20 protein-coding genes are annotated in these 20,893 nt (G+C 43.8%); 9 read left to right on the top strand and 11 right to left on the bottom strand.

Annotated elements, in window-relative coordinates:
• Window positions 1-17: 17 nt before the first annotated feature.
• The 8 genes from B2248_RS02610 to B2248_RS02575 form a co-directional block, all read right to left on the bottom strand.
• Window positions 18-698 carry a Fe2+-dependent dioxygenase gene (locus B2248_RS02610; RefSeq protein ID WP_273178955.1) on the bottom strand — a complete coding sequence of 227 codons (681 nt, stop codon included), beginning with the start codon at window positions 696-698 and terminating at the stop codon, window positions 18-20.
• Window positions 699-779: 81 nt separating this feature from the next.
• A complete protein-coding gene (locus B2248_RS02605; RefSeq protein ID WP_273178957.1) occupies window positions 780-3,059 on the bottom strand; it encodes a TonB-dependent receptor in 2,280 nt (759 codons plus the stop codon).
• 289 nt (window positions 3,060-3,348) lie between these two features.
• The gene (pmbA, locus tag B2248_RS02600) at window positions 3,349-4,683 is read right to left on the bottom strand and encodes a metalloprotease PmbA (protein ID WP_273178958.1); all 1,335 of its coding nucleotides are present in this window, start codon (window positions 4,681-4,683) and stop codon (window positions 3,349-3,351) included.
• A 58-nt stretch (window positions 4,684-4,741) separates the two neighbouring features.
• Window positions 4,742-5,500, bottom strand: coding sequence for a HesA/MoeB/ThiF family protein (locus B2248_RS02595; RefSeq protein WP_007144550.1), 759 nt, complete (start codon window positions 5,498-5,500; stop codon window positions 4,742-4,744).
• A 31-nt stretch (window positions 5,501-5,531) separates the two neighbouring features.
• Window positions 5,532-6,368 carry a peptide chain release factor N(5)-glutamine methyltransferase gene (prmC, locus tag B2248_RS02590; protein WP_273178960.1) on the bottom strand — a complete coding sequence of 279 codons (837 nt, stop codon included), beginning with the start codon at window positions 6,366-6,368 and terminating at the stop codon, window positions 5,532-5,534.
• Window positions 6,368-7,363 (bottom strand): response regulator, encoded by a 996-nt coding sequence (locus tag B2248_RS02585; protein WP_273178962.1) that lies wholly within the window; start codon window positions 7,361-7,363, stop codon window positions 6,368-6,370. The genes prmC and B2248_RS02585 overlap by 1 nt, the downstream gene beginning before the upstream one ends.
• Before the next feature lie 18 nt (window positions 7,364-7,381).
• The gene (locus tag B2248_RS02580; RefSeq protein WP_273178964.1) at window positions 7,382-7,693 is read right to left on the bottom strand and encodes a DUF3301 domain-containing protein; all 312 of its coding nucleotides are present in this window, start codon (window positions 7,691-7,693) and stop codon (window positions 7,382-7,384) included.
• Window positions 7,690-8,412: a 16S rRNA (uracil(1498)-N(3))-methyltransferase gene (locus tag B2248_RS02575; protein ID WP_273178966.1), complete on the bottom strand. Its 723-nt coding sequence runs from the start codon at window positions 8,410-8,412 to the stop codon at window positions 7,690-7,692. Before B2248_RS02575 ends, B2248_RS02580 begins: the two co-directional genes overlap by 4 nt.
• Window positions 8,413-8,515: 103 nt before the next feature.
• On the opposite strand from B2248_RS02575, the gene B2248_RS02570 reads away from it, so the two are divergent.
• From B2248_RS02570 to B2248_RS02530, 9 genes are all read left to right on the top strand, one after another.
• Complete coding sequence (locus B2248_RS02570; protein ID WP_273178968.1) at window positions 8,516-9,313, top strand: inositol monophosphatase family protein; 798 nt, start codon at window positions 8,516-8,518, stop codon at window positions 9,311-9,313.
• Complete coding sequence (gene pgeF / locus B2248_RS02565) at window positions 9,306-10,055, top strand: peptidoglycan editing factor PgeF (protein ID WP_273178970.1); 750 nt, start codon at window positions 9,306-9,308, stop codon at window positions 10,053-10,055. Before B2248_RS02570 ends, pgeF begins: the two co-directional genes overlap by 8 nt.
• A gap of 39 nt (window positions 10,056-10,094) precedes the next feature.
• Window positions 10,095-10,907 (top strand): ZIP family metal transporter, encoded by an 813-nt coding sequence (locus B2248_RS02560; protein ID WP_007144543.1) that lies wholly within the window; start codon window positions 10,095-10,097, stop codon window positions 10,905-10,907.
• A 2-nt stretch (window positions 10,908-10,909) separates the two neighbouring features.
• Window positions 10,910-11,941 carry a lipopolysaccharide heptosyltransferase II gene (waaF, locus tag B2248_RS02555; RefSeq protein ID WP_273178973.1) on the top strand — a complete coding sequence of 344 codons (1,032 nt, stop codon included), beginning with the start codon at window positions 10,910-10,912 and terminating at the stop codon, window positions 11,939-11,941.
• Window positions 11,938-13,446, top strand: a complete 1,509-nt coding sequence (locus B2248_RS02550) for a hypothetical protein (protein ID WP_273178975.1) — start codon at window positions 11,938-11,940, stop codon at window positions 13,444-13,446. Before waaF ends, B2248_RS02550 begins: the two co-directional genes overlap by 4 nt.
• Before the next feature lie 6 nt (window positions 13,447-13,452).
• Window positions 13,453-14,565 (top strand): glycosyltransferase, encoded by a 1,113-nt coding sequence (locus B2248_RS02545; RefSeq protein ID WP_273178977.1) that lies wholly within the window; start codon window positions 13,453-13,455, stop codon window positions 14,563-14,565.
• A 63-nt stretch (window positions 14,566-14,628) separates the two neighbouring features.
• Window positions 14,629-15,363 (top strand): lipopolysaccharide kinase InaA family protein, encoded by a 735-nt coding sequence (locus B2248_RS02540; RefSeq protein ID WP_273178979.1) that lies wholly within the window; start codon window positions 14,629-14,631, stop codon window positions 15,361-15,363.
• 64 nt (window positions 15,364-15,427) lie between these two features.
• Entirely contained in the window at window positions 15,428-17,149 is a 1,722-nt protein-coding gene (locus B2248_RS02535; protein WP_273178981.1) for a carbamoyltransferase family protein, read from the top strand.
• A gap of 19 nt (window positions 17,150-17,168) precedes the next feature.
• Window positions 17,169-18,212: a DUF6625 family protein gene (locus tag B2248_RS02530; protein ID WP_273178982.1), complete on the top strand. Its 1,044-nt coding sequence runs from the start codon at window positions 17,169-17,171 to the stop codon at window positions 18,210-18,212.
• On the opposite strand, the gene B2248_RS02525 is transcribed toward B2248_RS02530, so the two are convergent.
• The 3 genes from B2248_RS02525 to B2248_RS02515 are packed head-to-tail and all read right to left on the bottom strand — an operon-like array spanning window position 18,156 to window position 20,855.
• Window positions 18,156-18,752, bottom strand: coding sequence for a YrbL family protein (locus tag B2248_RS02525; protein ID WP_273178984.1), 597 nt, complete (start codon window positions 18,750-18,752; stop codon window positions 18,156-18,158). The two genes, B2248_RS02530 and B2248_RS02525, sit on opposite strands and share 57 nt — an antisense overlap.
• Complete coding sequence (gene galE / locus B2248_RS02520; protein ID WP_273178986.1) at window positions 18,745-19,779, bottom strand: UDP-glucose 4-epimerase GalE; 1,035 nt, start codon at window positions 19,777-19,779, stop codon at window positions 18,745-18,747. The genes B2248_RS02525 and galE overlap by 8 nt, the downstream gene beginning before the upstream one ends.
• Window positions 19,776-20,855, bottom strand: a complete 1,080-nt coding sequence (locus B2248_RS02515; RefSeq protein WP_273178989.1) for a glycosyltransferase family 4 protein — start codon at window positions 20,853-20,855, stop codon at window positions 19,776-19,778. The genes galE and B2248_RS02515 overlap by 4 nt, the downstream gene beginning before the upstream one ends.
• Window positions 20,856-20,893 lie beyond the last annotated feature (38 nt).

Genomic DNA, 20,893 nt, shown 5'->3' with positions numbered 1-20,893 from the left:
GATTGTTCCATTCAGCTTTATGTCTGTGACCAGTGACGTAACAGATTGTGATAAAGATGCGTTAACGAGGCGATCGACTCACTTTCAGGATGATCCATGATCAAAGTCTGGATGCTTTGATCAAGCTCGTACAACATCTGTCTCTGTTCACTGCTTGCCACTAAACTTTGCGACCAGAAAAAAGCGGCCAGGCGGATACCTTCGGTGACAGGTTCAACACGGTGCAAACTATTTGCCGGATAGACAATAGCATCCCCTGCTGCGAGCTTAACGCGCTCCTCTCCATAGCTATGCTGAATAACCAGCTCACCGCCTTCATATTGCTCAGGCTCACTGAAGAAGACTGTGGTAGACACATCACTGCGTAATTTAATACTTGAATTAGGCAGTGTTAATAAAGCGTTATCAACATGATTGCCATAGGCGCCGCCGCTTTCGTACCGATTAAACAAGGGCGGTAATACTTTCGCTGGTAACACGGCAGACATAAACTGAGGATGAGCCCCCAAGCGGTCAAGAATCAGATCGCCAATCTGCTGAGCAACCTGACTGTCTCGACTTAACTGCAAATTAGTTTTCACATTGATGGCGACATGCCCCGCCGTCTGTCGCCCATCATTCCATGCCTCTTGCATCAGCACCTGCCGACATTTTTCAGCTTCCTCTGAACTCAACAGACCTTTAATAGGAATAAGCATAATAAGTGACACCCTTATAGCAAAAAAGCTTTGCCATCATGATGATGGCAAAGCTATAGAGAGTATAACTAAATGTGGCGTTTAGAAATCGAGTTTCAAGGTTGCCACCGCAGAACGACCCGCTGCGATCGTTGCATAATGTGTCGTATAAGAAGAGGAGTAATACTCTTTATCAAGCAGGTTATACACATTTAATTGTGCTTCCAGCTTTTCACTGATGGCATAGTTCACCATGCCATCAAAACGTGTGTACCCCGGCACAGCTCTGGTAATCAGCGCATCACCATTAAAGGTGTAGCCACCGACCATTTCACTTTGCGTAATCATGCCAATGCCAGACGTCAGCTTAGGCGTGACTTCATAGCTCGTCCATAAAGTGAAGCTATGGCGCGGCGTATTAGGAAACGCTTTACCCGTTCCGGCAGCGGGCACACCGCCACTCAAACCCAGATCTTTTTGTTCACTATCCATATAGGTATAACCGGCAAACACATCCCATTTAGGTGTTAATTGCCCTGTCGCAGACAGCTCCAGACCATTGACCACTTTTTCTCCGCCCATTTCAGCCAGTGAAGCATCGTTTGGATCCTGAATTCGAACATTTGTGACTTCATTACGGAATACTGCAGCACCAAGCGATAAACGATCATCTGCAAAATTCCATTTGGTACCTAATTCGTAAGCACGGGTCTTTTCTGGTTTGAGTTGATCCGCATTAGTAGGTGCTCGTCTCCCGTTAGGGTCAATAGAACCTGCTTCACGACCTTGGCCGAGAAAAGAATTACCAGGGGTGCTTGATGTTGAGTAGTTAGCGTAGATACTGCCGCTCTCTACTGGCTTGAAGACGATGCCTAGTTGATAGTTCCATAAATTATCAATACGCGACACGGTAGCGGCTGAAGCCCCGGTATAAGTCGAGTCATAATGGTCAAAACGCACACCACCATTTAGCAACCACTGAGGAGATAATTCCATAGTATCAAACACATAGGCAGAGGCCGTTTTTGTTCTGTATTTAGCCGGCTCTGGCAAGGTATAGTCAAATAACCACGGATCATTCGGTGAAGGATTGCTTAGGCTTGTACACAGAAAAGCATCAATGGCATCTTGACCACAATTAACATAGGCGTTGTTAAAGGTAACGGCCATACGTTGTACCTCAGATTTTTCATGAGATAACTCTATCCCTGTGGTGTAGCTATGTTGAATGAAACTCGTGTCAAATTTTCCGCTCAGCTCAGTCGCATTTTGTACGGTTTCTGTTTTACTAAAGTTAGCATTACCACGACGCCAGACTAAACCATCAGCCACATTGCCTTGACTGTCATCTGGCAGTGTCCAGAGGTAGTCTTGTTTGGACTTCGCAAAACGGAATGTATTCTTGATGGTGGTGTCAGAGTTTAAATCATGCTCCACAATACCGGTGAGCTGATCGGTGGTTTCATCACGAAAGTCACGGTGCGTCATTCCATACCAATTGTTTCTGTCTCCGCCGGTGGTTGGATGCAACGTCACAGATCCTGAAGTAGGTAAGGTGGCAGGCAAGTTATAAGGTACGCCGCCATCAGGAATGTCATTTGTTTCTAGGTGATACCAGGCCAGTGTCATTCGTGTCGGTGTGTCCAAACCCAGCGTCACAGAAGGTGCAATACCCCAGCGTTTATTCTCTGGTCCTTCTCTGCCAGGAATATCTTCTTTTAACCCCATCGCATTTAAACGAAACGCCACACCATTATCAAAAAACTGGTTCACATCAATAGTGCTGCGGAAATGGTTATCTGTGCCTAAACCAATTTCAGCATGCTTAAAGTTTTCGGCTTTTGGAAGCTTGGTCGCAATATTGATACTCCCACCAGCACCTGCACGGCCGTTGAATGCTGAATCAGCACCTTTTATCACTTCCACTTGTTCTACGTTAAACATTTCACGTGAACCAGCTGCAATGTCACGTAAACCGTCAACCGAAATACTATTCTGACTATCAATGCCACGAATAAAGGGTCTGTCACCTAAGGGATTACCTCCCTCACCAGCGCCAAAAGTAATGCCTGGCACAGTTCGTAATGCCTCTTCAAGCGTAGTCACCCCTTTCTCACTAATAACGGCTTTTGGAATAACGTTGACCGTTTTTGGTGTATCCAACAACGGAGCGGTGAATTTATTTGAGGATGAATATTCGGTATTGAACTGGTTCTCTTTCTCACCCACAACGCTAATACTATCCAGATCAATTTCGTTATCAGTAACACTATTATCAGCCATAACAACCGGTGACAGCGGGAGTGATAATAAAAAAGCGGTGATCGTAGGATGAACCGATTTATTTAATACAGGACGTCGTGAGGGGAATTTATTTTTCATATTGCTCGTATTTAGTAAAGATAAACCAAACGCGTTGTCACGCCAGAAGGAACGAAACTTTACCTTTAACTAAATCTAAATGCAACACATTCTCAATTAGATTTAAAATCTTTTCCTGTTATTAGCAAATAACAGCAGCTCTTTTACACATGATGTTTATTGACAACAGTTAGCTTTAAGCTAGACAAACACCCGTCGTTGTTTAACATTAGAACTGCATATTAGCTGCGTTAAATTATCAGTGATACGGAATTGGGCCTCAATCTCTATTGAGAGCTTGCAATTCCATTTAAGAGGCAGCTATCATCATTTTTTCGAGCAACACTGAACCACAACGGGTATTGCCTCGTATATCCACATCACTGCCTACGTCCACAATCCCCATAAACATGTCTTGCAAGTTACTGGCGATGGTAAATTCATCAACCGGATATTGGATTTGACCGTTCTCAACCCAAAACCCCGCTGCGCCTTGTGAATAGTCACCATTCACAATATTAACGCCCATGCCCATGGTTTCCGTGACGATAATGCCCTTATCCATCTGCTTTATCAGCGCAGCTAAATCAGCGTCAGTACTGCTATCAATAGTTAAATTATGCACACCACCCGCATTTCCGGTTGTTTGCATGCCTAAGCGTCGGGCAGCATAACTGTCGAGCACATAACCTTGCAGTACACCATCCAATATGATGTCACGGTTTTGTGTCGCCACGCCTTCACCATCAAAACTGGCACTGCCTAATGCTTTAAGAATATGCGGTTGCTCATGCACATGAATAAATTCAGGAAAAATTTGCTCACCTTTTTTGTCCAACAAAAAAGAAGCTTTACGGTATAAAGCACCGCCGCGGATAGCAGAGATTAACTGGCCAAACAAAGAAGGGGCCATTTGCGCAGTAAAAATCACCGGATAACTACCCGTTTTCACTTCACCGGCACCTAATCTTGATAACGTCCGTTCAGCGGCCTTTAAACCTATCGACTCGGCACTGGCCAGATCGTTAGCATCGCGTTTAATGTCATACCAATAATCACGCTGCATGCCTCGCTCATCTTGAGCAATCAGCGTCGCAGACAGACTGTGACGACTGCTTTGTGTTGCTCCAATAAAACCATGACTGTTTGCATACACACGTTGTCCACTATGACTGGAGACAGTGGCGCCTTCTGAGTTTGAAATCCGATTATCGCTATCAAGACCGGCCTGTTCGCACAATGTCGCCATATCAATGGCTTTATCCACATCAATTGCCCAGGGGTGATAAAGCGATAATTCTGGAAACGCTGTGGCCATTAAATTTGCATCGGCAAGCCCTGCCGCTTCATCTGCCTGAGTATGTTTCGCAATATTACAAGCCGCTTTGACTGCTTCAGCAATAGCGGCTTCACTTAAGTCAGATGTGCTGGATGAGGCTTTGCTGTGTCCGAAATACACCGTGATGCCCAAACCGGTATCGTTATTGTGCTCCAGCGTTTCGACTTCACGTTGGCGGACCGTGACCGATAATCCTTCACTATGGCTGATGCCCACTTCAGCAGCACTGGCCCCCTGTTTTTTGGCTTCAGTTAATGCCATTTCAGCGGCACGTTCTAATTCAACGGTGTTTGTCATTTGACTCATCTGTGTTCAAATCCTCGACTTATTTGTCTTTCTCAATGGTTTGAGATGCCTTATCGGCTTATATTCTGTGGTGACTATCGGAGCAAACCGGGCAGCTTGGATCTGGCCTGAGTTTTATTTCTCGCCAACTCATGGAAAGCCCATCCAGCAGTAATAAACGCCCCGTTAAAGGTGTCCCAATTTTTGCCAGTAGTTTTAATGTTTCCGCGGCCTGCGTTCCGCCAATCATCGCGAGCATAGGGGCAAACACACCACTCTCAGAGCAGGTTTCCTGTAATTCGCCTTTGTCTTCATACAAGCAGCGGTAGCATGGTGAATCAGCCTGTCGTGGATCATAGACTGTCACTTGTCCGTCAAAACGAATGGCCGCACCTGATACCAGGGGAATCTTATTTTCCCTGCTGACTTCATTTAAGAAAAAACGTGTCTCAAAATTATCGGTACAGTCTACGATCACATCGACATCTCTAGATGCCGCCAGCATAGCTGGTTTATCCAGACGTTTATCGATCATATCAATCCTGATATCAGGATTTAAGGCATGTAATTGTTCTGCCGCCGATTCAACTTTTTTTCGACCGATGTTTTGATGGGTATGAACAATCTGTCTTTGCAGATTAGCTAACTCAACCACATCATCATCAACTAAGGTTAAATGACCCACACCAGAGCCCGCTAAATACATCGAAACAGGCGCGCCTAGCCCACCTAAACCAATGATCATCACATGGCCGTCCAGCAGACGCTGCTGCCCTTCAATATCCATTTGCGACAATAAAATATGGCGACTGTAGCGTAATAATTGTTCGTCATTCATCAGTGATTAGACTCAATAGCGTATTGCAGCATTATAACGTGAGTTGGCCCATCACGGCCCGGTCGTTTCCGCCAAAATCCTGGTGTGCTGAAATATGAGAAAAGCCCGCGGCGGAAAAAAGCTGTTGCACAGCCACAGACTGATCATAACCATGTTCCACCAGCAACCAGCCATTTGGACGCAAACAGTTTGCCGCCTGCTGGGTAATAAGCCGTATATCGTCCAACCCGTCCGGGCCAGAAATGAGCGCAGAAAGAGGTTCAAATCGCACATCACCTTGCTGCAAATGCGGATCATCCGCTTCGATATAGGGTGGATTTGATATCACCATATCAAATTGATTTTGCTGACAGGCCGTCAGCCAGAAAGCCTGCATAAAATGCACGTTATCTAATTTGTGTTTACGTGCATTTGCCTGAGCTAATTGCACTGCAGGCAGATGAAAGTCCGTGGCAAACATGGTGATATCCGGCCGCTCATCTGCGATGGATAAAGCAATGGCCCCGCTACCCGTGCCCAGATCAATAATTTTCATGCCGGCTTCTACTTTCGCCAAGGCCAGTGCGACTAATAATTCAGTATCCGGGCGAGGAATCAGTGTTGAATCATTTACGTCAAGCTCCAACGACCAGAACCCTCGCGAGCCCGTGATGTGAGCTATCGGTTCACCGTTCTTTCGGCGTTCAATAAATTGTTTAAATTGTTGCCATTGGCTTTCTGTGAGATCGCTTTCGGCATCCAGTAATAATCGTGTTGGAGAACAGTCCAGAAGATGACACAGAAGATACTGTATATCGATATCTGGACTGATTGAACTGCTTAAACAGGCACGGCCATAGGCCTGAGCTTCACGTATAGAGGGCAGCATTAAATAAACACAAACACCAACGCTAATATTGCTATAACGCCGATTCCGATACTGATATTACGCTGCATGGTCAGTTGTGCATGAAGCTGAGCCCATTGTTCTTGATGACTGTTATCAAACTCCTGCTTCATCGCCGTCACTTGATTGCGGATAAGCGGTAGGATTTTTTCATTGACTAAGCGTTCCAGACTTTTTGCGACCAATGGATTTAAATCATGCTTAAGCTGCCTTAACACCGACTCACGCACGATATTTTGTTGTTTATCCAACCATTTCCCAGCATGCTGCTCCAGAGCCCGATCGATACTCGAACTCAAATCCATATCTTTAAGCGCCTGTTGTAAAACCGGTTCAGCCGTTATCGTAACCAGCTCATTCAATTGCACTGACAGTGATTGTTTCAGATCAGAAAACTGTTGTTGCGTCAGCTCTTTCACCAACTGAGTAATCTCAGCTGCCCCTAATTGGGATTCCGTTGTAGTCTTTTCCGGCAGTTGGATTTGTTGCAAACGCATATCAAGATCGTTCATCAACTCAGCTTTAAGCGAAGTCACTATGGCCTCAATATCAAGCTGTTGTGGTTCGACTCCTGAAGGGCTCATCTCCGGTAAGTCGATTGTTCTGAGCTCAATCTCGTCCAATATGGCGGCCACCTTATCTGCCTCAGGTGGCTTACTCAACACAGCAGAGGCGCCGGCATCAAAGGCCTTTTTCTGATCGGCTTCGGTTTCATTACCGGTACAAATAACGACCGGAATTCGTCCCCATTGTGAATGCTGTTTTAGCTGAGCAGTGGCTGTGAGTCCATCCATTGCTGCCATCATCACATCCATAAAAATGAGATCAGGCAGTTTATCGGTAGTTTGCAGCCAGTGCATAGCTTCTTCAGCACTCCCCAGTTCAACACTGTTGAAGCTGTGATCACGTAATAACTTACTCAACGTCATTCTGGCAACGCGAGAATCATCCACCACCAATGCCGTAAATTTAGACATGTTTATCCTCTGATGTGATTAACCGACCCGAAACGCATCCATGCTAATCGACTCCACTTTTTTCCCCATCATAATGACTTCCCCCCGATAGCGCTGCTGCATATCGCTGGCAAATTCAAAAAAATAATAACGCTGTAACTGTATTCGTCCTTGACGGTTACGTTTAAAACGGATTTTACGCCAGAACACTGTATCATTTAAGAAGGCGACGCCGGAATTGGCACAATAAGATTTTGCGGCTATCGTGGCGCGTTCAGCCACGCCACGACTGTCCCACCAAAACCAGGCGAGGCTACCGAGAATAATCAGTAGTAAACCACTATCATTCATCCCAGATCACCCCATAATGTTTGTGCAACAGCTAAAGCTGCCACCGCAGCTGTTTCTGTGCGAAGAATACGAGGACCAAACTGTACTGCTTGATAGCCGGCGTTTTTTGCCATCTCAATTTCAGTATCTGACAAACCACCCTCTGGCCCAATTAACATGGTCAGGGACGCCGGTTTGCTCAATTCAGAAAATCCTTTGTGTGCCAAAGGATCCAACACTAAGTTCAACTCATCTTTATAGTCAGCAAGCACTGTTGAATAGGTTTGAACGGCCGTTAACTCGGGCAGGAAACTGCGTCCAGACTGCTCACAGGCACTGACCATAACGCCTGTCCAGTGATTAAAACGCTTATCAGCACGATCACCACTTAACTGCACATTACAACGTTCGGTAATCACCGGAACAATCTTTTTCACACCCAGTTCCACCGCTTTCTGAATGGCAAAATCCATGCGTTCACCACGAGAAATGCCTTGTAGCAGGGTAATGTCTAGTGGTGATTCTTTCTGCGTTTCTACAAGCTGACCAAGACAAACGCGTGACTGTCGTTTTTCAACAAGAGTTAATTCTGCCTCATACTCCATACCCTGCCCGTTAAACAAACGGATATTTGCTCCAGGTTTCAGACGTAGTACCTGAACAGCATGACGATGCACGTCATCAGGCAAGACAAATTCTGATTCAGAAGATGACAATATTTCAGTATAAAATCGGGGCATTCGCATGGTGTTGAAGTCAAAAAGCTACTAAAGTGACTAGCAGTTTACAGATTGTCATCGATAGATTGAATCAAATTCCTTTTTTCGCTGTTATACTCAAGACATGAATATAGACCGGCAACAAATTCAGCAACTTGTCAGGGACGTGGCCTCCACGACCCTTTTGCCTTATACCAATAATGTCAGCCGTGACTATAAAAAGGACGGTAGTATCGTCACAGCCGCGGATAGTGCGGTGCAAAGCTCATTAACAAAACAGCTTGCTGAGTTGCATCCTGATATCGCTTTGCTCGGCGAAGAAATGTCTACTGAACAGCAGCAACAACTATTTGATTCCGGCAAACCAATCTGGTGTCTTGATCCTGTGGACGGTACCAGCAACTTTGCTTCAGGTTTACCGTTTTACTCCATCTCACTGGCCCTGATTGAACACGGTGAAGTGACCTTTGCCATGGTATTGGATCCCTCTCGTAATGAGAGTTTCACCGCTATTCGCGGTCAGGGCGCTTGGCTGAATGATGAACCACTGCGTCTGACCTCACCTAATCTTAGCCTCGACAACACCATCGCGTTTGTCGACTTTAAGCGTTTACCCCCAGCCTTAGCCTCTAAAATCGTGGCAGATCGCCCTTTTGCCTCGCAGCGAAATCTGGGCTCTATCGCGTTGGAGTTATGCTGGTTGGCGGCTGGCCGTGGACATATTTATCTGCATGGTAGTCAGCAAATCTGGGACTATGCGGCCGGCGACTTAATTTTAGAAGAAGCAGGTGGTTTTGCTTCCACTCTGTATGGCGATCCTTCGTTTCGTTACACCTTACAGCCACGTTCATCATGTGCCGCCATTGATGAACACTTATTTCAGGTTTGGCAAAGCTACTTACTGGATGCGGTGAATGGTTAGAAAAACGCTGGAATTTATTACGCCAGACTGGACCATGCCCGACCATATTCAGGCATACACAACAACCAGAAAGGGCGGTATCAGCCCTAGCCCATACGATAGCTTTAATATTGCCAATCACGTCAACGATACGCCTGAGAATGTGGAAAAAAACCGCGCGGCACTTAGCTCTCTCCTAAAACTGCCAGCCTCCCCGCTATGGCTGCAACAAACACACAGCACTCAGGTAATTAATAGTCAGGATTGGCAGGAAGGCATCGAAGCGGATGCGATTTACGCTAATCAAACCAATCATGTCTGCGCGATTATGACCGCTGACTGTCTGCCACTATTGCTCAGTAATGTATCTGGTACTGAAATTGCCGCAATACATGCAGGCTGGCGAGGTTTAGCCGATGGCATTATTGAAAAAACCTTAGCGCAATTTGATGCTGCCGCAGAACATATTTATGCCTGGTTGGGGCCAGCCATCGGTCCGGAAAAGTTCGAAGTTGGCTTAGATGTATATGAGGCATTTATCAGTCACGATCCGATGGCTGAAGTCGCTTTTCAGCAAATCGATGACAGTCACTTCTTAGCCGATATCTATCAACTCGCCCGCCTGAGATTGAGACAGTATGGTGTCTCGCAATTATTCGGTGGCAATTATTGTACGATGACTGACGCTTCCCGTTTTTTCTCCTATCGACGGGATGGAGAGACTGGTCGTATGGTTTCGCTTATCTGGATCAGCGATAAATAAGGTATCATTAGCGGCTTAATTCAGCCTTGTTGGATCATTATGGAATTACTCATCTGGATCATTGTTTTTAGTCTGGTAGGCGGACTTTTGAGCGTTGTTGTGGCTTCATCGTTTTTATTATTGCCTGAAAAACATCGCACACTGGCCGTGCCACACCTTGTTAGTTTTGCGATAGGCGCGATGCTCGGCGCTTCTTTCTTGGGTTTAATTCCACATGCTATTGAGCATGAGTATGCCATTGATGCGCATGCTATCGGTTTAACATTACTTCTCGGTTTACTCAGTTTTTTTGCACTAGAGAAAATGGTGTTATGGCGACACTGCCATACTCATCATGGTCATGAACATATCCCTGAACTGGACAGACCCGATCATCATGGTGGTCATCACCATAATCACAAGCATAAATCGGCTGGCCCGTTAATTCTGATTGGCGATACGATACATAACTTTGTGGATGGTATCTTAATCACCGCAGCGTTTCTGACTGACGTACATCTTGGGGTGGTCACCGCCTTAGCTATTGCAGCTCATGAAATCCCACAAGAATTGGGCGACTTTGTCATTTTATTACACAGTGGATTTAGCCGAAAAAAAGCCCTCTATTACAATATCTTGTCGAGTTTAGGTACATTAGCCGGCGCGTTAATTGGTTACTTTGCGTTATCCGGCATGCAGCATTTCCTGCCTTATGTTCTGCTTGTTGCCGCATCCAGCTTCATTTATGTGGCTGTTGCCGATTTAATTCCCGGCCTGCACGAAAAGGTCAAACCTATTGAATCTTTACAGCAAATCAGTTTGATTGCTCTCGGTGTCGTGTTTATTTATATCGCTCATAGCACATTACATTAGTCATGGCGGGAAGGAACCCCAATAAAAAGATCTTAATTGTCGGTCCATCTTGGGTGGGTGACATGGTCATGGCACAGTCACTTTTTATTGCGCTAAAGCAACAAGATCCAGCGGTTATGATTGATGTCCTCGCGATGGACTGGACACGACCATTGTTGCAGCGTATGCCTGAAGTTAACAACGCCATCAGTATGCCAATATCTCATGGTATCTTTGCTTGGAAAATGCGTAGAGAATTAGGCCTGTCGCTGCGTGATAAACATTACGATCAGGCGATTGTTTTACCCAACTCATGGAAATCAGCGCTTATTCCCTGGTTTGCCAAAATCCCTGTAAGAACGGGTTGGCGTGGCGAATATCGTTATGGCTTACTCAATGATATCCGCAAGCTCGAGAAGCAAGCATTACCCATGATGGTTGAACGTTTTGTTACTCTCGCACATCCGGCATCGCAGTCCAAAACTAAACCTGCTTATGAAGCACCATTAATGATTGCTGAGCCTCTCAACGAAGCGATTAACCCCAGAAGACAATCGAGTCAGCAAAAACGGCTTATCCTGTGTCCGGGCGCCGAATTTGGACCAGCTAAACAATGGCCAACATCCCATTATGCGTCTTTAGCTGATTATTTCCTCCAATCCGGATGGCAAGTATTAATTCTTGGCTCCAAGGCGGATATCAGTACTGCAGACGAAATCGTCAGTCTTAGTCGGGATAAGTCTGATAATTTAATCAGCCTTGCTGGTCAGACACAGTTAGAAGAAGCCATCGACTTATTAGGCACTGCAGATTACGTTGTTTCCAATGATTCAGGCTTAATGCACATTGCTGCGGCGTTACAGGTGCCATTAGTTGTAGTCTATGGTCCAACATCACCCGCATTCACCCCACCGTTAGCCAGCAACGCCCATATTCTGCAGATTGATATAGACTGTAGCCCATGCTTTAAACGCACCTGCCCTCTGGGGCATCATAACTGTATGACACAACTTTCTGTTGAAAGTGTTATTGAACAAATAAAAACAACAAAATGAAATCGCTAAACTCGTTTTTTTCAGAACTTAATAATAACCAGTTACGCTTATTTACGGCGTTATTTAGTCTTCTACTTTCCATATTGGCATTCACCAATGATCAGCTAATCAACAGTGATGGTGTTTTGTACATGAATATGGCAAAAGCCTATATTGACGGGGGACTTACAGCCACAGCATCAATGTATGACTGGCCGTTTTTTTCCATGTTGATTGCAAAGTTTCATCAATTTAGCGGTTTCAAACTGGAGTTTAGCGGTCAGCTAATCAATAGCCTGCTTTTTGTCGTTTTCACCGATGCACTTTTTCTTATCGCCAGCAAGCTACTCACAACCCAGCGATACGTCTTTATTGCGGCGTTGCTCATTCTGTGCTTTTCCACCTTAAATGACTATCGCAGTTATATTATTCGAGATATTGGTTATTGGGCTTTTATATCTATATCCATGTATCGAACCATTATTTTTCTGGAAAAACCCAGCTGGTTAAATGGCTTTTACTGGCAATTATCCAGCTTGTTAGCCATGTTATTTCGTGTTGAAGCTATCACTATTATTCTGGCAACACCTCTCTTCATCCTCTTCCAACTAGGTGTTAAAGAGGGCTCAAAAGCCAGTGTCAAGCTTTGTTCATTCTTCCTGTTCGCTGGAGTAATCAGTGCTGTCACCTTTACCCAACAGCAAGGACTAATGAATGCATTTGGTAAAGTCCTTAGCGTGACGCAATTTCTTGACTACTCAGCCATTACTGATGAATTTCATACTAAAACAGCCATTCTCGGTAATGAATTATTGAATCAGTATTCTGAAAGATACAGCGGGATGATTTTGGCTTCAGGCCTGGTTTATATGTTACTGGCAAAAATCATTACTGGCTTATCACCTCTTAATCTTATTTTATTTGTCTTCGCGAGACTTCAGCACAAAAAGAGCTCATCTGATGCTAAGACTCGGCGTTTTTTACTTTTTTTCGTCGGTATAAACGTCGTCATTTTGCTTTCCTTCCTATTTAAACATTACTTCATGAGTACGCGTTATGCTGTCATGCTAATCACTGCTCTGATGTTACTAATGCTACCATCCATGTGCAGACTAATAGATGAGTACTGGCAAGCAAAAAATAAAGTTGCGCTTGTATTAATTTCGCTATTGCTTCTAGCCAGTCTGATTGATTCATGCACGACGAGTGTAACCAAAGGCTATATAAAAGAAACGGCGATCTGGGCAAGCCAACATTTGCCAGAAAATAGCCGAGTTCTCACCAATGATATTTTTATTGATTTTTATTTCCATGAAAATGAGCCAAAGACGCAACTAAAACTGAATCGAGAACTTGAAGGTTCGCCTGATTTTGATTACTTGCTCGTTGTAGAAAAAAAGTCTCATCAGGATGATGAAAAAATCTATAGTGACTGGGCTCTTGAACCCGTTCATCAAAGTCAAAATGCCAGAGGTGACAGAGCCATTGTCTACAAACATATTACTCCCACTGGAATGAAGGAGTAGTTGCTCGTGGAGCGAAATGTATTACTGCTGTGTCATGGATATGAAGCCCCTTTCTTAAGCGTGGCAAATCAATATGCTGCCTTATTCAAGAATACAGATTTCAGGGTTATTACTGTGTTTATTAAAGGACAACACAATTCTGAGGTCGTTGAGCAGTGTGGCGCCGATGAAGTGATATTCTTGGATGCTTCATCAAAGCAAATGAAAGGATTGAAACAGCAGCTAATCAAAAAAATTCGCCAGCTTGATAAGCAATATCAATTTGAGTTCGCAATAGCGCATCGTTATAAATCTATATACATCGCTAGTCATGTCAAAAACTTGTTTGTTATCGGTGTCGCACACATAGACGGCGTTTTTACGCCTTTAATGAGGAAGTTATTTGCTTTCTTTCATCGCAAGAACTTATTACTTTTAGGTGTATCGAAAGCCATACGAGACGATATAAGAAAAAGTCTTTTTTTATTTGATGATGAAAAAGTTCAACACCTCTATAACTCCCTCGACTTTCAGTCGATAAGGGAAAAACAACTACCTCGAGATCAAGCTCGACAAGCCTTATCCCTTCCTGATAATGACTATTTGTTTGTGAATGTAGGACGTTTGCATGAAGATAAAGACCAGAAAACGCTAATAAAAGCGTTTGCTCATGCTCGCGATGCGTTACCAGGTTCAAAACTTATAGTTGCTGGAAAAGGCAGACTTGAAACGGAACTTAAATCATTAACAAGTGAGTTAGGTGTAACTGATAAGGTGATATTTCTTGGTATGGTTCCCGAGTTTTATAAATATTTGAAGGCTTTTGACACCTTTGTACTCAGTTCTATTCGTGAAGGATTACCGGTTTCTTTGCTTGAAGCGTTTGCAGCAGAGCAGGTCTGTATTGCTTCTGAGTGCAATGGAAATAAAGAAGCTATTTCAGAGGCTGGCTACTCTTTTCCAATAGGTGACCATAAAAAATTGGCAGAACAATTAAAGAAAACCTTCCATCTCAATAACGCTGAACGTATGAACATAGTTGGTAAAGTGAATAGGAAAATCAGCCAACATTTTACTGAAAGCGCGGTAAGGCAATATTTCTGGTCCATGCCTGCACTTAAAGCACGTTTGAAGAAATAAGTATTTAATAGTGTGATAATTTATGTTTGTGATTATAGAGAGAAAAGCAATCAGAGCGCTAAAATGTCAGTACTAAAAGAAGCACAACTATTATCCAACTCAGAGTATTTTGAACAGTTATGGCAACTGGATACAGACTGGTTCGAGCCCCCAAATCATAGACGTGGCGGCTGGAGTGGTGTGGTTAAATATGTATTGAAAACAGCAAATGGCGCGGTTGATGTGTTCATCAAACGTCAGGAGAATCACCGCACTAAAACATGGTGTCATCCACTAAAAGGCATTCATACCTTTCAAAAGGAATATAACAATATTCTCAGGCTGACAGCAAAACACATTCCGACGCTCGATCCGGTTTATTTTTCATGTGACAAGTCCAGGGCGATACTGGTAACAAAAGAACTGACTGGTTACCAATCTCTGGAAAACATTTCTCCTTTAAGTCTATCAAGTGTATCTCGTAAACAGTTGCTGAAAGCAGTCGCCCATGTGTTAGCAGATATGCATCAGGCACATTTTCAGCATAACTCACTTTATCCCAAACATATTTTTGCCAAGCCAATCAGCAGTGGTTGGGATATAAAAATAATCGATTTGGAGAAAATGAAACGTACATTGTTCGTGCGGCAATCGATGATGAGGGATCTGGGCACATTAGAACGTCATGCTAATCAAGACTGGTCGAAGAAAGATCGCGTTTTCTTTTTACAGCAGTACTTCAACGAGCAACCGTTATCTAAAAAAACCAGACAACTTTTACAGAAGCTTGCTAAGCCCAAAAAAGCAAAACGTCATTAGTCGTGTTGGCCGACTGCATGCGATATACTTACACGCTGTTTAACTCAAAGACATATATCACATCATGATCGTTTTAGGTTTGTCTGGCGCGGTAAATCACGACGCCTCCGCTGCTTTATATATTGATGGAAAGCTTGTAGCTGCTGCTGAAGAGGAGCGCTTTCTCCGTGACAAGCATGCCAAAGGAAAAATGCCCTACGAGGCAACTAAATTTTGTTTGGAACAAGCTGGTATTCGTCCCGATCAGATTGATATTGTAGCTTTCCCTTACGCCGAAATTGGTCTGAAATCACCCGCCCGCTGGCATTATGCTAAACGTCATTGGTATGCTCCAGACCGAGCACTTACCGCCTTATTCAGTGGCAATCGTCGATATTGGCGTAATCACCGAAATGTGATGAAGCTATTAGATGATCTGGGTATCGGCGCAAATCGCGTTAAATTTGTTCCCGTCGAACATCATTTAGCTCATGCCAGCAGTGCTTACCATCTAAGCGGTTTCAAAGAAAAAACAGCCATTATCGGTATCGATGGTAAGGGTGAATATGCCACCACGTTCTTTGGTTATGGTGAAAATGGCAAGATTCATAAAATCAAAGAATTCTATGATCCAGATTCGCTTGGTGGGGTTTATGGAGCACTGACTGAATACCTTGGTTTTGAAATGCTGGATGGCGAGTTCAAAGTGATGGGTATGGCCCCTTACGGTGATCCTAAACGTTTCGATTTTTCACGCTTGATTGACTACAAAGACGGTGAATTCAAAGTCAATACAAAACTAGTGAACGTTGTAGGTACCCGCCGTTTCAAAAAGAACGGCAAAGGTTACTTTTTCAGCCCTGAATTAATTGAATGGCTCGGGCCAATGCGTGAAGGTGATGAAAAAGACGAGCCTTACATCGACTATGCCGCCAGTATCCAAGATCTGTTAGAAAAGACAGCCTTAAAACTCATTGATTTTTATCTCGGTGACATTATTAAAGAGACCGGCAAAATTGCTTATGCAGGCGGTGTTGCATTAAACGTCAAACTGAATCAACGTATTATCGCCATGCCTGGCGTTAAAGAACTGTTTGTACAACCGGCTGCAAGTGATGCGGGTACGGCCATTGGTGCGGCCAGCTATGCTTCACAATTAGCGGGGGTACCAGTAGAAAAAATGGAACATGTCTACTTAGGACCTGCGTATACAACAGAACAATGTATTGAAGCATGTGAGCAATACGAGCAGCCAGTCAAATGGCAACGAATGACCAATGTTACTGCAGAAACAGCCAAAATTCTGGCTGATGGTAATCCGGTTTCCTGGTTTCAGGGACATATGGAGTTCGGACCTCGCGCTTTAGGTAACCGCAGTATTCTCGGCTCACCCAGCCATCCTGGGGTTGCTGACAGAATTAATGCCCAAATCAAATACCGTGAACGCTGGCGTCCATTCTGTCCGAGCATGCTGAATACAATCGCACCAGAAATACTACAGACGGATCACCCTAGTCCATATATGACATTTACGTTTGATGTGGCAGAAAGCTGGAAATCACGCATTCCAGAAGTCGTACATGAAGATGGAACAGCCCGTGCTCAAATTGTCACAAAGGCCACCAATCCTCGTTATTACTCACTGCTTCAGGAAATGGAGAAACTTACCGGTAATGGCGTGGTACTTAACACTTCTCTGAATCGCCGTGGTGAACCAATGGTATGCAGCCCTACAGATGCATTGAATATGTTCTTTGGCTCAGACTTAGAATACTTAGTCATGGAAGATATACTCATTACTAAATAATACATCAGGATTAGTGAAAATGACGGAACAAATTCACGATACTGTTACACAAGCAAAGCGACGGACAGCTACAACAGTAAATAATAAAATTGTTGTAGTTATTCCTTATTTTGGGCATTGGCCAGAATGGATAAATTTGTATATTGAAAGTTGTAAATTTAACCATGATATCGATTGGTTGTTTTATACAAACTGCCCTTTGCCAGAGAATCACTCAGACAATATCAAATATATTCAAATCTCTTTTTCAGAATATAAGTGTTTAGTCTCCAAACAGCTAGGGATTACATTTAATCCAAATAATGCCTACAAACTCTGTGATTTAAAACCAGCCTTGGGGTATATCCACAGAGATGAGATTAGAGAATATGACTTTTTTTGTTTTGGTGATATTGACGTTATTTATGGTGATTTACGTCGTTTCCTTACAGATGACCTTCTAAACAAATACGATGTAATAGGAACGCATGACTTGCGTCTTTCCGGGCATTTCTGTGTGTTTAGAAATAATCAGCGTAACCGTGAAGCATTCATGCAGATAAAGGATTGGAAAAAATATTTATCAAATCCAAACCACGTCAGTCTTGATGAATCAAAGTTTTCAAAAATTTTTATACCTCATAGAAAACACCCTCTATGGTTACGCAAACTCTGGTCTTTAAGCTCAAGATACCAACGAAAAGTCCTCTTTCGTGAGCAATATACAACTATCCTCTCACCGATACCTTGGTTTGATGGCTCGAAAACGCACCCTAAAGAATGGTATTGGTACAAAGGTAAATTATTAAATGAGCGAAATGAGCGTGAATTTATGTACTTACATTTTATGAACTGGAAGTCAAATCGTTGGTTACCCAAACAATATCGGCATATGCCTGCAGCTTGGAGTGAGGTGAAAGATATAATCAATATTGATTGGAAAAGCGTAAATGAAAATGGTTTTCAGATTTCAGAGAGCGGTTTCACTCCAATAAAAAAAGCAATCAAAGATAAGTTAACTCAACTATCAAATTCTCTTACAAATAACCTCTATTTGCTGTTGACTATCATCACGCTTCAATAATTGTTTAAACTTTCCCCATTTCCGTTCAATTTTCTTTCTGCCGAAAAAACGAACATAACTACTAATCGGTACGATGTCCGAGTTACCTATATTATCGATAATCAAACATCTCACGCCGTCGTTTCGCAGCTGCAAAACCATATTTTTAGGCTTAAGCGTCATGGTAATAATATTCTGCTCTAGCAAGTCCCGCTTCAATTTAATCAGCGCCTGACTAATGGATTCGACTAACTCTGGTGTCGAGCTCAGATTATCCAGATAAAACGCCAAAGTTTTGGACACTTGCCGATCATCATCACGAATCAAATCAAAGACAGCGCCAGGGCCCATATTTGTTTCTTCGTTACCGTAAAACTGGGGTAAGCTGATCCAATCAATATTTCGGCGCTGCAGGAACCGATAATAAGCCTGTTCTCGACGAGTCTCTTCCTTACCCCGTAAAACAACGACCTTCACACATTTTGAATCATCGTCAGGATGGACATGGACTTCTCTGTGTAATCCTTTTCCGACTAATGTAGCGGGCGATAATTCAAGCATCGCCATATCCATTAGGGTTTTGACTTTGCCAGCGCCAGGCATCCGTCACCATATCATCCAGTGTTTTCTCAGCGGTCCATCCCAATAGTGATTTTGCTAAGGCCGGATCGGCATAATTAATTGCCACATCTCCCGCACGGCGGTCGACAATTTTATAATTCACTTGCTTGCCCGATGCCTGTTCAAAAGCAGCGATCACTTCAAGTACGCTGTATCCCTGCCCCGTGCCCAGATTAACCGCTTTACAGCAGGGTGCTGTCGCATCCGATTCCAGCCAGTTCAGCGCCTCAAGGTGTCCCCGAGCTAAATCCATCACATGGATATAGTCTCGAACACCTGTGCCATCAACGGTGTCATAATCGCCTCCAAAAACGGATAAGCACTCTCGTTTACCAATGGCTGTTTGCGTGACATAAGGCATCAGATTATTTGGAATAGCGCTCGGGTCTTCACCAATAAGACCAGACTCGTGTGCACCAGCTGGGTTAAAGTAACGTAATAACACCACACTAAGTTCATCAGGTGTCGCTTTGACCATATCTGCCAGAATTTCTTCTATCATCAGTTTGGTACGGCCATAAGGATTCGTTGCCGAAGTCGGAAACGTTTCATTTACGGGCATTGAAGCCGGATCGCCATAGACGGTGGCTGATGAACTGAATACAAAGTTTTTCACGGAAAATTGCTGCATCACCTCTAATAAAACAAAGGTGGCATCCAGATTATTTTGGTAATACATCAAAGGAAAAGCACAGGACTCACCCACAGCTTTTAATCCTGCCAGGTGAATAACAGCATCAATAGGATGGGTATTAAAAATACCTTGTAAAGCCGCTTTATCACGACAATCTGCTTTGTAAAAAGCGATTTTTTTCCCTGTAATCTGACTTACTCTATCGATAGCTAAAGAGGAGCTATTACTAAGATTGTCCACGACCACGACATCAAATCCTGCTTCCAGTAACACTACACAGATATGCGAGCCAATATACCCTGCACCGCCGGTAACCAAGACCGTTGTTGTCATTGTTTTTTCCTTTTTTGTTTTGCCTGTGACCTAATCACTGCGGCTGCCTGTTGCGGCATACTGTACAAATCTTCCGTCGCAGCATAGTGCAAAGCGTGCTCAGACCATTGTTGTAATTTATCTTTATCTAACATTTCAACAAGATCTAAGGCTGTTTGCTGTGCACTATCGGCATCTTTAATAACCAGACCGGCATCGGCCTTAATCACATGTTTGGTATAACCACAGACATCAGAAACTAACACGGGTAGACCAGCAACCATGGCTTCCAGAATAACCGTACCCGTATTTTCCTTTCTGGCTGGATGAATTAATAAATCAGCCGCCAGAAGAAAGCGCGGAATATCTGAACGTCCACCAAGAAATGTTACTCGTTCAGCAATACCAGATTGTTTTGCCTGACGCTGTAAATACCGGTTATCACCATCGCCAACGATCATTAATCGGGTTTGCTGTTTAAGTTTGTCGGGTAAGTTGGCTAAGGCGGCAATCGCCCGATCAACCCCTTTTGTTTTAAAGCCCGTGCCCACCATCAATAGCAACCACTCATCTACACGAATATTAAACTCTTCTCGCAGTTGCAAACGAATTTGTTCAGCATCGGCTGGACGTTGTCTGTCACGGTCAATGCCTGGAGGTAAGCTGACTAAGCGCTGTTTTGGCGTACCGTAATGCTGCTCAAACAAAGCTTGTTGCACATCGGAGATCATCATCGATACGGTGCTTGACTGTTTACCAAAAACGGCTTCTTCACAGGCTTTATAAAATCTGACTCGTCCAGAATACTGTAATAAAACATGCAAAGGGTGGGATTTAATACGGTCGATATAACAAGGATCTGCCGCATAATAAACATCGAGTCCAGGCATTTTATTAAAGCCAATAACGAGGTCATAAGCACCCTGATGTAATTGTGGCAGAACTTGATCTATATAAGATTGCAATCGGGCATGATTACTCCAGCCGGATGTTTCAATAATCTGCACATTAAACTGTTCAGGCACCTCACCCTGCCATTCCATCACATAAACATCGACCGTATCATCGTCCTGAAGACAGCAGCGCATGATATTCATGAAATCACGCGCGAGCCCGCCAAAAGGAAAATACTTAT

Source organism: Methylophaga sp. UBA2012 (assembly GCF_002335235.1).
In the GTDB taxonomy this organism is placed as follows: domain Bacteria; phylum Pseudomonadota; class Gammaproteobacteria; order Nitrosococcales; family Methylophagaceae; genus Methylophaga; species Methylophaga thalassica.
The sequence above is the reverse complement of the archived record's forward strand: the minus strand, read 5'-3'. Positions and strand labels throughout refer to the sequence as shown.

Coding starts and splice junctions, on each gene's coding strand:
- pgeF (WP_273178970.1), top strand. CDS start 9,306: ATGGTTAGAAAAACGCTGGAATTTATTACGCCAGACTGGACCATGCCC.
- pmbA (WP_273178958.1), bottom strand. CDS start 4,683: ATGAGTCAAATGACAAACACCGTTGAATTAGAACGTGCCGCTGAAATG.
- B2248_RS02525 (WP_273178984.1), bottom strand. CDS start 18,752: ATGCTTGAATTATCGCCCGCTACATTAGTCGGAAAAGGATTACACAGA.
- B2248_RS02605 (WP_273178957.1), bottom strand. CDS start 3,059: ATGAAAAATAAATTCCCCTCACGACGTCCTGTATTAAATAAATCGGTT.
- B2248_RS02585 (WP_273178962.1), bottom strand. CDS start 7,363: ATGTCTAAATTTACGGCATTGGTGGTGGATGATTCTCGCGTTGCCAGA.
- galE (WP_273178986.1), bottom strand. CDS start 19,779: ATGACAACAACGGTCTTGGTTACCGGCGGTGCAGGGTATATTGGCTCG.
- prmC (WP_273178960.1), bottom strand. CDS start 6,368: ATGCTGCCCTCTATACGTGAAGCTCAGGCCTATGGCCGTGCCTGTTTA.
- B2248_RS02575 (WP_273178966.1), bottom strand. CDS start 8,412: ATGCCCCGATTTTATACTGAAATATTGTCATCTTCTGAATCAGAATTT.
- B2248_RS02595 (WP_007144550.1), bottom strand. CDS start 5,500: ATGAATGACGAACAATTATTACGCTACAGTCGCCATATTTTATTGTCG.
- B2248_RS02530 (WP_273178982.1), top strand. CDS start 17,169: ATGACGGAACAAATTCACGATACTGTTACACAAGCAAAGCGACGGACA.
- B2248_RS02550 (WP_273178975.1), top strand. CDS start 11,938: ATGAAATCGCTAAACTCGTTTTTTTCAGAACTTAATAATAACCAGTTA.
- waaF (WP_273178973.1), top strand. CDS start 10,910: ATGGCGGGAAGGAACCCCAATAAAAAGATCTTAATTGTCGGTCCATCT.
- B2248_RS02570 (WP_273178968.1), top strand. CDS start 8,516: ATGAATATAGACCGGCAACAAATTCAGCAACTTGTCAGGGACGTGGCC.
- B2248_RS02535 (WP_273178981.1), top strand. CDS start 15,428: ATGATCGTTTTAGGTTTGTCTGGCGCGGTAAATCACGACGCCTCCGCT.
- B2248_RS02580 (WP_273178964.1), bottom strand. CDS start 7,693: ATGAATGATAGTGGTTTACTACTGATTATTCTCGGTAGCCTCGCCTGG.
- B2248_RS02560 (WP_007144543.1), top strand. CDS start 10,095: ATGGAATTACTCATCTGGATCATTGTTTTTAGTCTGGTAGGCGGACTT.
- B2248_RS02515 (WP_273178989.1), bottom strand. CDS start 20,855: ATGAATATCATGCGCTGCTGTCTTCAGGACGATGATACGGTCGATGTT.
- B2248_RS02610 (WP_273178955.1), bottom strand. CDS start 698: ATGCTTATTCCTATTAAAGGTCTGTTGAGTTCAGAGGAAGCTGAAAAA.
- B2248_RS02540 (WP_273178979.1), top strand. CDS start 14,629: ATGTCAGTACTAAAAGAAGCACAACTATTATCCAACTCAGAGTATTTT.